This is a genomic window from Actinomyces sp. S4-C9, from assembly GCF_000758775.1.
GTDB classification, from domain to species: Bacteria; Actinomycetota; Actinomycetes; order Actinomycetales; family Actinomycetaceae; genus Gleimia; species Gleimia europaea.
On the sequence record NZ_JRMU01000011.1, the window covers coordinates 87,671 to 100,852 of the forward strand.

Annotated in this window: 13 protein-coding genes; 2 read left to right on the plus strand and 11 right to left on the minus strand. The window is 48.4% G+C overall.

Annotated elements, in window-relative coordinates; genetic code table 11:
* Position 1 precedes the first annotated feature (1 nt).
* The gene (locus tag HMPREF1628_RS05845) at positions 2-1,063 is read left to right on the plus strand and encodes an NAD(P)H-dependent glycerol-3-phosphate dehydrogenase (RefSeq protein WP_034509267.1); all 1,062 of its coding nucleotides are present in this window, start codon (positions 2-4) and stop codon (positions 1,061-1,063) included.
* Positions 1,064-1,227: 164 nt separating this feature from the next.
* Here the strand turns inward: HMPREF1628_RS05845 and HMPREF1628_RS05850 are convergent, their stop codons facing one another.
* Positions 1,228-1,791, minus strand: a complete 564-nt coding sequence (locus HMPREF1628_RS05850) for an NADPH-dependent FMN reductase (protein WP_034509270.1) — start codon at positions 1,789-1,791, stop codon at positions 1,228-1,230.
* 203 nt (positions 1,792-1,994) lie between these two features.
* On the opposite strand from HMPREF1628_RS05850, the gene HMPREF1628_RS05855 reads away from it, so the two are divergent.
* On the plus strand, positions 1,995-3,254 hold the full coding sequence (locus HMPREF1628_RS05855) for a hypothetical protein (protein ID WP_232219400.1): 1,260 nt from the start codon (positions 1,995-1,997) through the stop codon (positions 3,252-3,254).
* A gap of 46 nt (positions 3,255-3,300) precedes the next feature.
* On the opposite strand, the gene HMPREF1628_RS05860 is transcribed toward HMPREF1628_RS05855, so the two are convergent.
* The 10 genes from HMPREF1628_RS05860 to HMPREF1628_RS05905 all read right to left on the minus strand — a co-directional run bounded on the left by HMPREF1628_RS05860 (position 3,301) and on the right by HMPREF1628_RS05905 (position 13,104).
* Positions 3,301-3,879: a class I SAM-dependent methyltransferase gene (locus HMPREF1628_RS05860; RefSeq protein ID WP_052038925.1), complete on the minus strand. Its 579-nt coding sequence runs from the start codon at positions 3,877-3,879 to the stop codon at positions 3,301-3,303.
* 246 nt (positions 3,880-4,125) lie between these two features.
* Positions 4,126-4,812, minus strand: coding sequence for an ABC transporter ATP-binding protein (locus HMPREF1628_RS05865; protein WP_034509273.1), 687 nt, complete (start codon positions 4,810-4,812; stop codon positions 4,126-4,128).
* Between the two features lie 11 nt (positions 4,813-4,823).
* Entirely contained in the window at positions 4,824-6,044 is a 1,221-nt protein-coding gene (locus HMPREF1628_RS05870; RefSeq protein WP_034509276.1) for an ABC transporter permease, read from the minus strand.
* A gap of 44 nt (positions 6,045-6,088) precedes the next feature.
* Positions 6,089-6,496 carry a DUF4418 family protein gene (locus HMPREF1628_RS05875; RefSeq protein WP_034509278.1) on the minus strand — a complete coding sequence of 136 codons (408 nt, stop codon included), beginning with the start codon at positions 6,494-6,496 and terminating at the stop codon, positions 6,089-6,091.
* Between the two features lie 684 nt (positions 6,497-7,180).
* Positions 7,181-8,167, minus strand: coding sequence for an FAD:protein FMN transferase (locus tag HMPREF1628_RS05880; RefSeq protein ID WP_034509280.1), 987 nt, complete (start codon positions 8,165-8,167; stop codon positions 7,181-7,183).
* Positions 8,168-8,215: 48 nt separating this feature from the next.
* The gene (locus tag HMPREF1628_RS05885) at positions 8,216-8,659 is read right to left on the minus strand and encodes an FMN-binding protein (protein ID WP_016444853.1); all 444 of its coding nucleotides are present in this window, start codon (positions 8,657-8,659) and stop codon (positions 8,216-8,218) included.
* A 60-nt stretch (positions 8,660-8,719) separates the two neighbouring features.
* Positions 8,720-9,433 (minus strand): ABC transporter ATP-binding protein, encoded by a 714-nt coding sequence (locus HMPREF1628_RS05890; protein ID WP_016444852.1) that lies wholly within the window; start codon positions 9,431-9,433, stop codon positions 8,720-8,722.
* Positions 9,433-10,563 carry an ABC transporter permease gene (locus HMPREF1628_RS05895; protein ID WP_016444851.1) on the minus strand — a complete coding sequence of 377 codons (1,131 nt, stop codon included), beginning with the start codon at positions 10,561-10,563 and terminating at the stop codon, positions 9,433-9,435. Before HMPREF1628_RS05895 ends, HMPREF1628_RS05890 begins: the two co-directional genes overlap by 1 nt.
* Before the next feature lie 2 nt (positions 10,564-10,565).
* A complete protein-coding gene (locus HMPREF1628_RS05900; protein ID WP_016444850.1) occupies positions 10,566-11,840 on the minus strand; it encodes an ABC transporter permease in 1,275 nt (424 codons plus the stop codon).
* A 1-nt stretch (position 11,841) separates the two neighbouring features.
* Positions 11,842-13,104 carry a DUF2318 domain-containing protein gene (locus tag HMPREF1628_RS05905; RefSeq protein ID WP_034509282.1) on the minus strand — a complete coding sequence of 421 codons (1,263 nt, stop codon included), beginning with the start codon at positions 13,102-13,104 and terminating at the stop codon, positions 11,842-11,844.
* Between the last annotated feature and the right edge of the window lie 78 nt (positions 13,105-13,182).

Below are 13,182 nucleotides of genomic sequence, written 5' to 3' on the forward strand. Positions count from 1 at the left end.
GATGGCAAAAATAGTCGTATTTGGTTCGGGAATTATGGGGACGGCACTTGCGTTCCCTTCGGCAGAGAACGGCAACGAGGTGCACCTGGTTGGCACCTTCTTGGACCGCGAGATTATTGAATCGATCCAGACCACGGGTGTGCACCCCAACCTTGATTTGAAGGTCCCCGAGTCGGTTCAGGCCCACCAGCTTGAAGAGGCTACGGAGGTCATCAAGGACGCGGACGTCGTGATGGGTGGTGTGAACTCGTTTGGCGTTGAGTGGGCGGGCGAGCAGTTGGCCGCCATGATGCAGCCCGGTCAGCACTTCCTGTGCGTAACTAAGGGTATGCGCGCGGATGAGGATGGCAACCTGAAGCTACTGCCCGATGTTTATCGCTCCTATTTCGATCCTAAGCTCGCCGACTCGATCACGTGGAACGCCGTTGTTGGCCCCTCCATTGCAGGTGAGGTTGCGGTTCACCACGACACCGCGGTTGTGTTCACCGGCGAAGACAAGGAAGCTTTGGAGTACTTGGCTGGCCTTTACCGCACGGACTACTACCACGTATGGACGTCCACTGACTTCGTTGGCCACGAGACTGGCGCCGCGACGAAGAACATTTACGCTTTTGCTGCTGGCTTCGCAGACGGCCTGCTTCGCAGCCAGGGCAAGGAAAATGACCGTTACGTCATGTACAACATGGGGGCTGCTCTCTTTGCTCAGGGCCAGAAGGAGCTGCGCTCGTTCGTTAAGTTCATGGGCGGCAAGCCGGAAACGGCTGACGGTCTAGGCGGCGTTGGCGACATGTTCGTGACCTCCATGGGTGGCCGCAACGTGAAGGCGGGCGGCTACGTTGGTGAGGGCATCCCGTTCTCTCGCGTGCGCGACGAGCTGATGAAGGGTGTCACGCTCGAGGGCGTTGCCGCGATCAACGTTGTTGGCGCGGCTTTGCGCAAGCTGACCGAGCGCGGCGTGGTTCGCGAGGAGGAATACCCGCTGTGCCGCTTCCTCTACTCCGTGGTTGCCGAGGACGCTCCCCTAGATATTCCGTGGGATAAGTTCTTCGCAGACCTCGTCTAGCCCGCTAGCGCCCATGCCCGAGATTAACGTGATGTGTGTTCGAGGCCGAGGCTAGGCAAGCTCATACAGTTGTTGCCGGCACCTTTTGGTGCCGGCAACAAACTTTACCTGGACTGTTTGCTCGCTTCGTCCTCGGACACGAAATGGATGGGCCGTATCAGGTTTTAGCGTAGCGAGGCGAGTGCGCGTTCCATCTTGGCCAGCTCATCCAGAGCGGGCGCTACAGATTCGGCGATAATCTCATTTGGCGCAAACTTGCCGTCCACAATATGTGCGCCAATCATCGGGATCATAACCTGCTCGGTGATTGGTACCATTTTCAGTGCCGAAAGCACTGGCTTCAACTGCTGCACAGCACGGAGGCCAGCGGAGATACCGCCGTATGAAACAAAGCTGACCGGCTTGTACGCCCACTCTTTAAATAGATAGTCAATCGCATTCTTGAGTGGCGCCGGGTAGCCGTGATCATACTCGGGCACAACAAAAACGAATGCATCCGAGCGTTCCACAATATTTGCCCAACGCTTAGTGTGTTCGTGCTGGTAGGCCTGCATTATGGGATGATTCGGCTCGTCCTTTAGAGGCAGGTTCAGCTCTGCCAGGTCGGTAACCTCAACCTCAAATGCGCCGTGTTTACGCGCCTCCTCCGCAAACCATTCGGCCACGATTGGGCTCACTCGACTGGGGCGAACACTTGAAACAACAACCTGCAATACCGGCTTAGACATTCCTGTTCCTCTCAAAACGAATGCGGTTCTGTTCAAATTTAAACTAACTCGCTCGAAGTGGCATCACGAGTCCAGGCGACAGTAGCACTCCCAACACAACCATGCTCATTTCACATCTCACGACCGGGGTGTGAAAGTTAATGCACGTTCCAGCTTTCTCGACCCAAATATCTCTCTTTAAGGCATAGCTTTTCGGTAGAGTCTTGGCTATGACGAGTTCCGGATCACAAATCGAATTCTTCTCTGATGGCGAAGGCCTCATTATCTTCAGTCAGGATGAGGATTTAGAAGAGTTCGATAACTGTGATGGGTTTTCCGTTTCAAAGGTTTCTCCCCAAGTCCTATTTCGCGCTCAGAATGTTTTCTCCACATTCAGCGAATTTCAAGTGCGCTCAAGCCGCTACGTGAAACTCAGCCCGGAGTCAGCGAAGCTTATGAGGCAACGCGTCACCAAAGGGCCCGTGAGAGGAGCGTTTCGGCGCGGTGATTTCAATCTTGTCGGAAACCCGGGTCAGTTTTTTCGACAAATTGAGATACGGAGTACTGGCACCTTGGCCCCGGCATTCGCGACTGCGGGAGCTAGCCTAATCGCACAAGCAGCTATCGAAGCAGCGATAGCTGAAATCAAGGATTATCTCGAGACCATCGACGCAAAGCTCGACGCGCTTCTGCGACAGAGCAAAGTGGAGTCTTTGGGAGAACTCGAAGGCATCTCGAATGCTCTCAAAGAAGTTGAAGATTACTACCGAACAAATAACAGTGTTTCAGCAACCAAATGGTTAACGATCAGTCACCTAGGCGCCTCCCTCCACACCATGGAAACTACCGCGCTTGAGCAGATATCGAGTTTGGTGGAACAACTGGCGGCAAGCCAAGGTAACTCGAAGAAAACAGCCGAATCCTTCCAGAGCCTAGATGAGAACCTTTCATTCTGGCTCGGTAATCTTGGCTGGAGTATTTGGCTACATGACCGGTTTTATGTCTTGGAGATCGCACACGCACAAGAATTGGAACCCGACCACTTCGACGGCTACCACGCTTCAATCCAAAGAACACGTCAGGAAAGAATCGAATCTGTAGCCTGTCGGTTACTGAGAATGAACGATTCTATTCGTGCCACTGCGAACTTGGGGAACAGTGTTTGGGCCACGCATTACCAACGAGCTAGAAAGATAATCGAAGCAGCTAACAGGGCAGAAAGCTCAATTCAGCGTTTTGCCCTTCACGTTAATCTCAGCTTTGAAGAAAAAAGCGAACTTCAAATACGGGGGTGGAAAGAGTCTGTATCGGGTTTTGTAGGCGACTCTGTACAAGCAGTCAACCAAAGCCGCCAGAGAGGTGTGGAGCAGATACAAAAGACTGGTGAACGGTTGCGCACGTACCGCGAGGATAGGACTCTGGCGAAGGCGGACAAGATTAGGGCTCGGCGAAATGCGAATAATAACCCGCCAGATTCCCCTTGATTTGCACCGTTGTCGGTGCTTACTGTCTACTGGCCGCTTTTCTTGGTTACACGAGTTTTCGGGCGCGTACCAGTTCGTCATAGGGGTGCTTTGAGTTTGCGCCTCGTTCAATGACTTCGTATTTCTCGATCGTCCACTTTGGCGACAGATTTTCGAGGACTTCGCGCGCGCTCATAACCTTCGAAAAGTCCGGGCCGTGTCCGCGTGGCTTATCCGGGTCAGGCATGTGGTGCACAAACAGGAGGGTTCCGCCTGGTTTCACGAGCGCACAAACATGATCGAAGAAGTCGGAGCTCTTCTGAATCACGGGGTAGAAGGCACTGACTAGGTCATATTCCCCACTAACTTCGCGAGCGTCAGCGACAATCCAGCGCACATTCACTGAGGCCTTGTGAGCCGCAGTCTCGGCTCGGTCTATAGCAATCTGTGAAATGTCTACGGCACTCACCTGCCAGCCTTGCTGGGCCAGCCAGATCGCGTCTGCCCCCTCGCCCGCCCCAACATCGAGGACGGTACCTGGCTTCATGTCTTCAATTTCTCTGCGTAGGAGAGCGTTGACTTTACCGCTCCACAGGCGCTCTTCCGAGGCGTAACGTGCATTCCATTCCTGCGCTTCAGTACTCACGCGAATAAGGTTATCGAAATCCGCACCCTATAGCGCTAGCCAGCACCCTAAATAAAATTCAACGCGAAATAACGTTAGATATAGATGCTGATGAAAATGCCGTAATAACCCAAGTTATCAAGGGATGCGAAAACAAAACTCCACTTATATTCACCGACACCGAAGGCAAGGTGCAATTATTCCAGTCGAAAGTGTCGGATACGTGCAGTGCAATTCAGGGAACACTAGACGCGTCGGATTTGGATTCTATTTCAGCACGCCTTTGGTTATCGTGTATATCTGATCGGCAAAGCTAGATGTGTCCGAATCGTGTGTAACCACTATCACCGCGGCACCGTCATCAGTAGCTGATCGCAACAAATTCATTACCAATCCGGTAGACTCCTCATCTAGATCTCCCGTGGGCTCGTCTGCTATGACCACCTCAGGTATGTTTATCAATGTGCGCGCAATTATTACACGGCGCGTCTCACCCCCAGATAGTTCCCGCGGGTAAACCTCGCTTAGGCCCTCAATTTGCAAAGCTCTCATTAGTGATTCAGCCCGCGCATTGACGTCGTAAGGTTTTTCTATACCCCGTTCTTTAGCGATCAACGCCGGTAACAAAATATTTTCACGAACGTTAAGACTAGCGATAAGAGTTTCCTGTTGCGTAGCATATCCAATTCTGCTGCCACGCAAAGTCGAAAGCTCAGAATCATCCAAGTCGCCTAAAAGCTGGCCGCATATGCGAACCTGCCCTCTAGTTGGTTGCAACAATCCAGCAAGCATATTAAGCAAGGTGCTCTTCCCGTTGCCGGATCTGCCCTGAATCATTACCATCTGCCCGCTACTAACCTGTAAATTTGCCTCTTCCACAGCGTTAAAATAGCTTCCACGCCGATAAAACTCGCGGGTTAATCCACTGGCTTGCACAACGACAGAATTCGCCATTTTCCCTCCCTTTACCTTGCCGCACGCAAAGTCAAATAAGTCTCATTTTTCAAGGTTTTACCAGCAGCTATTATCGCTGCGAGTATAGAAATGAGGAGGGCTCCGATTACACAGCAAGCAACTATTACAGACGCTGTTGCAAAACTTATATCAACATAGGGAAGCTCCAACTTGGCACGTATAAGATTGGCAAAGGGATACATTATTACCTCCCCTAATACGCCACCAATCAATCCACCACCCAAGCCGATGAAAAAGCACTCTTTCCCTAGCATAAACATGAGGTTCTTACGAGTCGCTCCCATTATTCGTAATGATGCCAATTCCTTTTTACGTTCACCTACGGATGTGGCCACAACTGCTACCAAAACTATCAGGCCAACCAACCAAAACATTGCAACTATCAACCAAATGTAACCGATTATAGTTATTGCATTAGCCTTTACCTGCGATGCCATTCCCGCAGAGGAAACTACACCCACATGTTGCATTTTATTGGCCAAAGCATCCCCTACGGCTTCTGCCGGATAGTTCGGATCAACTTTTACCAAGATAGACGAAATTGCTCTACCGTTTGGAGGGTTGTGAATATACTCCACTTGCGAAGAATATTTAAACATTTTCTCCACTGTGTTTTGATTTACGAACACAACGGTGTCATACGAAGTTCCTGTGCGCGCTAACTTAGCAGCAACATGCCAAAACTCATTAAAAAGACGCACCTGCCCATTTGGGTCAGCAAACACGTCAGCGCCTACTATAACTTCGTCATCTTTAAGCTCACCAGCATACTCACTGGCTATCCACGGTTGCACTACAAAGTCGGTTTTTGGGTTGAATCCAATGATCTGTACATCCACCGCGCAACAGCCAGCATCAAGTGAGGTCAAGTAGGTTTCAGGGGTTGCAGCTTTAACTCCCTCTACCTTACGTACCTCTTCCAATATAGAGTCATCGTTAAAATAAAATTTTTCTTTGGACTTACCAAGTAGAAAGCTTTCGGCTGCCTGCTGGTGTTCGTTTGGAAACACAATCAGATCAGCCCCCATGCGTTCCTCCATAGCAGAAAACCCTCGGCTAAGAGCTAATGACATGAAGGTACCGGAGAAAAAAATAACACTTAAAACAATTACTGTGATTGAAAGACCTAACGTGCGTCCCGAGTAATATTTAAGATTTTCCTGTGGAAGCTTTCGTAGCCCGACACCTACCGACGAACTTTTTCCTGCCATGGAACAACCCTTCTTGAGTGCCTATTTACAGTGTTTACGCACTTTTATTTCGCGATCTTTTCACTACGGCAGTCAAACCATATAGCCACAAGCGCACACAGCAACGCCAAAACGCTCACTATTACGAGAGTTGGCAACATTACCTGCCTGCAATGCATGGTTGGCATATCACATACGCCTATGAGCAACGTAACCACTAATATTTCCAATACCGCAGTGGCTGCTACTGAGATATTTAGGCCAATGCGTGTTGGAGCCTTTACTAAGAAGTTAATAAGACCCAGTACGGCTATCATGGCGCCAATACCGAGCGAGGCTTTAGCGCTCCAGTGACAAGCCATCATCGGATGGTCACCATGAATTGGACAAGGCTGAGCGATTGTCATAGGCGCTATCGCTATCATCGTTCCAAAAAGAACTGCTGGGATTCCAGCGATATATTTGTTTTTCATGTGTCTCTTACTTCTACTTCAGTGTCGATTAGAAACGCATTGTGCGAGTCTAAGGCTTCACCCGTCGCGAGCCATGGCTATAATAACCTGTTAGGTAAGCCTTACCAATGTCTTTACGGTGTTTGGTGCGAATCTAAATGCTCATAAAAATAGCTTTCCCCTGCAAATAAACACATCACACACCAGCTCGCCCCCAGCAAGCTACGCTTTTCACTTCACACACGATACTGTAAAGACCACTTAACCATTTGAGGATTAAAATCCCATGCTGGTTAATTACCTCGCGCTTTGCTCACCAGCACTGCTCGTATTGTAGGATGATTTTAGGGATGCCTGGTCGTCAAGTTTATGCAAAAGGGTTTTCACGATCGGCTTGCGGGTGCTTTTTATCTGACGCACCCTGGAGTGTCCTAGGTTTTTAGGTCCAGGTGACTTGAGTGTGGTCCATTGATACCCCGCCACTAGGTGGGGAGAATGGAGCAATGGTGAAAAAGTTCAGTAAACACGCGCCCGAACAAATTGTTCGCAAGCTCGACAAAGCGCGAGAGTTGAGGGAATCAGGATCGACGACAGCTCAGACTTCAATCTTCTTGTGCGGTGCAAATTCGGAATATCCCAGCCTATCTAATACCGCTGTATTTAACAGTGTTTTAAATCAGCATTACACCCAAAACTAAAAGCTTTTTATTGAGTCCTAACTCGCTGTGCTTCCAGCCACTGCTGCACTCCCGGATGAGCAGTAATCTGCAAATTAGGACTAGCTAGCACCCGACCATCTGCCGTGAAAAAAACCGTGTCTATGTGCTGTTGAGTCGCATCCAAATCCATAGCTCTTTCCAAACCCAACACTAAGAACGCGGTTGCCCAAGCCTCACACTCCATACCATCAGCCGTACAAACTAAAACGGCAACAAGGTCCGTAAATGCCGGTTTTCCAGTACTTGGATCTAAAACATGGCTAACGCGCTTACCCGAACCTATTCGCGTAGCTGTATCAGCACTAACAGAAAGCGCCGGATGAGTAAGCAACAAGTGCCCAAACTCTTCTAATCCCTCCCAAGGGCTTTGCAGGCCAACGCATACTGGGTCACCCGCAATCGAAATAGAGGAGGAACCAAATGACACCACCACGTTTTTCCCCCCCTTAGAAACTACCAAATCACGCACCTGATCTGCCGCATACCCCTTGGCGATACCTCCAAAATCAATTATGGAATCACTAAGCTCAAATTCTCTATTCGCCCTTTCAGCCACCAATTTTTTCCAAACATGCATTTGACGGCCCAAAAACGGGTAAAATGCGCCTTGAGTCAAATTCGCGAATTTTACGGATGCTTCCATGACTCGTGCCAGATCGGAAGAAAACCGATTTGCTTGCAATATATCTTCCAATCGGAAAAGTAATTCAGCTCCAGCATCATGATTTTCCAAACCAACTTCCGCGCTCTCTGCCAAGCTGTAAACGTTGGAAGAATGAAAGAGGGAGCTTCTGAATTTTTTCAAAATATCTTCCGAACCAGCATTTAAAATACGGCTAAGTGCGACCACCTGCGAAGTTTGCTTAAATATGCTAAGCCTATTTTCTAGTTCCCTAACTCGTTGACGAATAAGACGCTGAATTTCTTCAACATTCCCCGCCGGTTCCCAAGTGGCGCACACCAACGTACCCATAGCGGGAAAGCTACATGAACCATGCCCGATCACTCAGATTACCGGGTCTTACTTTTCGGCGCCAGCGTTAAGCACGGCGTCTTCAACCGCCTGCATGAATAATCTGTGTGAAAGAGATCCACCAGCGATGCGCTCAACCTGATTTTGATCCGACGTCTCCTGGAACTTTTGCACATAGCTATTTTCGTGCTTTATCGCGTCTTGCGCTCTTTGATAAAAAATCGGATCATGTGCTTTGCCATCGGTTCCCAAACCATAATCTTCATCATGGGGCGTACCATCAGCATCCTTTACTAAAAAGTTTGCCTTAGTGACTTTTCCTCCACTAATTGTGAAATTCACTGTGCCGTAAGAACCATCAGCTTCTTTTTGTGAAACTCCTTCATATTCCCCATCTGGCAAAGTGTTTGCAGCCGGCACATCGGCCGAGCATCCGCCAAGTACTGCAACTCCCACAATCGCTGCTATAGCTAACAATCGGGAACTTCCCATAAGGCCCTCCAAGTTTTCTAACTTTTAAATATTTGGCATTTTGTGATTATTCGGCTCCTGTTAATAAGTTTCACCGAAACGTAATTCTTTTATAGGAGAATCGGCCAGATCGGTAACCTCTTGGGCAATTCGCCCGTGCTCTAAAATTATTTGTCGCTGCCCTTGTGCAGCCACTTCGGCATCATGCGTTACCACTACCAAAGTTGTTCCCTCTTCATGCAGGCGATGAAAGAAATCTATAACTATTTTTTCATTAGTCTCATCTAAATTTCCGGTGGGTTCATCAGCGAGTATCACGGCCGGACGATTTATCAAAGCTCTGGCCACACAAACACGCTGTTGCTCCCCTCCAGAAAGTTCATGAGGTAGATGCGTAGCTCTGTCTTTCATCCCCACCTGTTCCAGTGCTTCAAGCGCTTCCTGCTCATCAGGAACCGAATGATAGTACTGCGCCAACATCACGTTTTCCACAGCGGTTAGGTGTTTAACAAGATGGAACTGTTGGAACACTAGGCCGATTTTATGACGGCGCACATCTGCCAGCTCCACCTCGCCCATTTTATCTAGGCGGTCGCCTTCTAAAAGAACTTCACCCGAAGTGGGGGAATCCAAACAACCCAAAATATTCATCAGGGTCGATTTCCCCGAACCAGATGGGCCCACTATGGAAAGCCATTGACCACGCGGAATTTCCAAGCTCACGTTGTCGAGTGCCGCAAGATCGCCGTAGTGCCGACTAGCCGAGCGTACTGAATATATAGAATCTGCGGGCATTATTCTCCCCCTAGAACTTGTGAAGGATCTATTTTGGTGATTCTGCGTGCTGGCATCAAACAGCCCAGCATCGCTATGACTATTGAAAATATGAGTGTTATTGGCACGACCCACCAATTTATATTCAGGTTTATGGCAAACACACGGCGTGATATTTCCGCTGCGATCCACACCCCTGTAGCTGCACCTAACGTCCCCCCGAATACTCCCAGCATAAGCGATTCTCCTACGAATTCGCGCATAACATCACCGGGCAGTGCACCAAGAGCCTTCTTCAATCCGATTTCCTTGGAGCGTTCCGAAATTATCGAATTAAGAGTTGTGGAAACCGCTATCAAGGTGAGCAGCGATATTATTGCCGAAACTATCCAAATTAAGGTACGCAAAGTGGTGGCGATTCCGGTTTCCGCCTCTGAAATACGGCGCACTACTTGAGCGTCAGCATTTTTTACTTTAGTGTTTATTTGTTTGGCGTATTGCGCAATTACTTTAGAGTCTGCATCTATTGAGTACTCGATGATGTCATAACCACGATCTCCTAAAAATTCACTTAGTGTTTTAGTGCTCATTACTATCTGCTCGTCTTCCGGCCCTCCGGTGTGAATAATTCCAGAAACCTTCATCTGTTTAGAGACCGCATTTTCAGACGTGGGTTGCATCAGACCAACCTCATCCCCAATTGAGAAACGATAACGCGTAGCCACATCTGCGCCCACCAAGAATTCATCATCATTAGCAGGCATTTTCCCATCTAAGTTCCAATATGGGCGGACACCTTGCACAGCGTCCAAATCCGTTGCCATTACCTGCAATGGCTGCTGATTGTATAGTAGGTTTCCATACTGGTATCCGGCGCGTTTAAGTACGCTGTTGCCAACTATGGAATCAGTTTCCTGCAATGTGCCATCCGTAAGGTTTTCTGAAGAATCAGGCAATATAACCATATTGGCACCAAACGCACGCAACTCCTTACTCATTTGGGCCGGAACAGTGAAGGCCACCAAACCCAATGCGGCCAAAGTTGTACCCCCCACCGCTATTGACAGGGAGGCAATGAAAACACGGGTAATCCGATTTAAAAACGCCTTCCAGATCATGCGCAAATACATCGCAGTATGCTTATTCTTCACGGTTACCTCCCGTGCAACACTTGGGCCGGCTGCACACGTACCAGTGAACGGATGGCAGGCAAAGATCCCAAAAGTACGGTTACAAACACAATTAACGCCATTAGAGGGGCCACAATTGGCCGCATAGCTATAGCGGATCCAAAAACAATGTGTCCGATTAGTTGAGCCAATCCGAAACCTAAAGCAAATCCAACAACTCCGCCAAACAACCCAACGATAAGAACCTCTGCCAACATGAGTCGAATAATTTCTCGGTTTCGTGCACCTATAGCCTTCATTAAACCAATTTCACGTGAACGCTCCATAACCGAAGCGAACACCAAATTCGCAATCCCTAAAGACGATCCAATCACTGCAAATAGGGCAACAAAAGCCATGATAAGCTCAGTTTTATTAAGGATCTCCCCCTCAGTATCTGCAACTTGACGTACGGGCTTAGCCACTGCGTTGGTCATAACTTCCTCTATCTGATAGGCAATAGAGGAAACATAGGCCGTGCAATACCATGTTTCCCACTCGTCCAAAGTGAGCAATGTAGGATCTTCAGCAGCTTTACGAGACAGATCATTATCCGGCGTAGTAATTGCGCGTACCTCTACCCGATCAACCTCATTATCCCGCCCGGTAAGCTGTTGAACCAGATCAAGATCTGCATATATTTGCGAATCTTCTGCATCTCCGCCCGTAAAAATTCCGGAAATAACCACATCGACAACATCACCGTTTTTATCACGAATTTGTAAAGTATCGTCAACTTTCCAATCATTCTTTGTGGCAATACGGGAACCCACTATTACCTCTTTAGGCGTCTTTCCCCAAGTTCCCTCCCATTTCCACCATTCCCGCATGCCGTCCATACCCGTCATAACCTTTTCTCCGGTTGGAATGGCGAGTTCTTTATCAAACCAGGTACCCCGCACCTGCTCTTCTTTACCGTCTACTTCAAGCTTTGTTTCCAAATAGGGAGTGAAGTTTTCAATATTGTACGTCCAAAATATGGTTTTCATATTCGGTAATTCATCTTCCCGCAGCGCGCCGCCGCCCTGCTCGGAAGAGTCAATATTGTACAAATCCGCGGCCATTGCCCTACCTTGGGGAAGAACCTGCAAATTAGAACCATAAGAGCTGAGTTCTTCTTGCACTTTATCTCCAACATCAAACATCACCGCCAGCATCGATGTTGTAAGGGAAGCACCCAACATTACTGTCACAGCTATCATCAGGCGTTTAACTGCCTGCCTACGCAACGCGCGGGCTATCATAATCCAGAAAAACATATCAGCTAAACACCTTCTCGTGGCTTTCTAACTCTTCAGCGAAAAACTTTAAGCGAGTATCTTCCACCTCATATTTGATTGGGATCGGGTTGCAACCGCCGGGGAATCCAATGGTTTGCACGTTCATCATCACGTCACACTTAGAACAAATTATTTTTCCCTTATCTTCGTAATATCCCGAATCTCCGCAAATTTCACAGGCATCTAAACCTACGCCAAAAGCGACCTCATTTTTACGCACCACCAAAAATCTAACTTCCACTCCGTTTGCTGTTTTGTACCCAAAACGATGTAGGTGACCATCAGAAACCAGCAGACGATCCACGTATACAAAATCGCCTTCCAAGGTCGTGGCTTCCAAATCTGTTAGTTCAGGAACATACTCTGAGCGTCTCTTTCCATCCGTCAACGACCAGGCAAACGCAATTGCAAGGACCGAAGATAAACCAAAAAATTGACGGCGGCTTATGGTGTCTGCTTTTTGTAAACGGCGCTCTGCAGGATTATGTGGAGGTTTTTTAACCTGCGTCCACAGCGCTATAAAACCGGGGAAAGCAATTAGAAACACTAGTATCAGCTGAGTCATCGCCTCATTGCGTTGAATCCACAAAACTATGTCAAATAGGCCGGGGAAAGACGGCACTATCCGCCTCGTAGCGAACTGTTGATACAGCAAAATCATGCGGGGCAGTATCATCGCCATGAAAACTACCGAAGTGACTAGGGTGCGCACCCACCAAGGAACTTTTTTCGCACATTGGACATATCCCCAACAGGCAACCACCGCCAAAATTGTTCCTAAAGAAAACCCGGCCAAACGTAAAAGGGAGGCGGTTTCAAAAACTGATCCACCCGTGTGCACAATCGAATCGGTGGAATAAAAATATGGAACCGCATAGTAAAGAGCAGAGGTACATATAGCCAATATCGCGGTTACGGTCAGCCCCCGGTGGCGCATTCCCTGGTTTATATCATGCAAATCCCTATCGCCAAACAACCAAAGCATTACCAAAAACGCGAACATGGTAATAAACAGCGCGATTCCCGCCCAGGCGGTAAAAACAGGAATATCAACGTGCGGGGTGTTCAACCGCAACCATGTGAAAACACCCGCGCCCAAAAGGCCAATAGCGGTTGAAGCAAAAGTTAGTTTGGCAACCGTTTGTCGCTCCATAGGTGCATGAGCTCGGCTGGCTACCAAAATACTCACCGCTAGACACAAAGGAAGCGCCGTTTGAATTGAAACAATGAACAATTCCAACATGTAAATCCCTGCAAAAAGTTAAAAATAGCTACTAGATTATTTAGTTAAAATAACCGATCATGAAACTGTACATAAGTG

What these genes read in the sequence shown, in the direction of transcription:
- HMPREF1628_RS05875 (WP_034509278.1), bottom strand. Translation starts at nt 6,496, where the DNA reads ATGAAAAACAAATATATCGCTGGAATCCCAGCAGTTCTTTTTGGAACG.
- HMPREF1628_RS05905 (WP_034509282.1), bottom strand. Translation starts at nt 13,104, where the DNA reads ATGTTGGAATTGTTCATTGTTTCAATTCAAACGGCGCTTCCTTTGTGT.
- HMPREF1628_RS05865 (WP_034509273.1), bottom strand. Translation starts at nt 4,812, where the DNA reads ATGGCGAATTCTGTCGTTGTGCAAGCCAGTGGATTAACCCGCGAGTTT.
- HMPREF1628_RS05900 (WP_016444850.1), bottom strand. Translation starts at nt 11,840, where the DNA reads ATGTTTTTCTGGATTATGATAGCCCGCGCGTTGCGTAGGCAGGCAGTT.
- HMPREF1628_RS05890 (WP_016444852.1), bottom strand. Translation starts at nt 9,433, where the DNA reads ATGCCCGCAGATTCTATATATTCAGTACGCTCGGCTAGTCGGCACTAC.
- HMPREF1628_RS05880 (WP_034509280.1), bottom strand. Translation starts at nt 8,167, where the DNA reads ATGGGTACGTTGGTGTGCGCCACTTGGGAACCGGCGGGGAATGTTGAA.
- HMPREF1628_RS05845 (WP_034509267.1), top strand. Translation starts at nt 2, where the DNA reads ATGGCAAAAATAGTCGTATTTGGTTCGGGAATTATGGGGACGGCACTT.
- HMPREF1628_RS05885 (WP_016444853.1), bottom strand. Translation starts at nt 8,659, where the DNA reads ATGGGAAGTTCCCGATTGTTAGCTATAGCAGCGATTGTGGGAGTTGCA.
- HMPREF1628_RS05870 (WP_034509276.1), bottom strand. Translation starts at nt 6,044, where the DNA reads ATGGCAGGAAAAAGTTCGTCGGTAGGTGTCGGGCTACGAAAGCTTCCA.
- HMPREF1628_RS05850 (WP_034509270.1), bottom strand. Translation starts at nt 1,791, where the DNA reads ATGTCTAAGCCGGTATTGCAGGTTGTTGTTTCAAGTGTTCGCCCCAGT.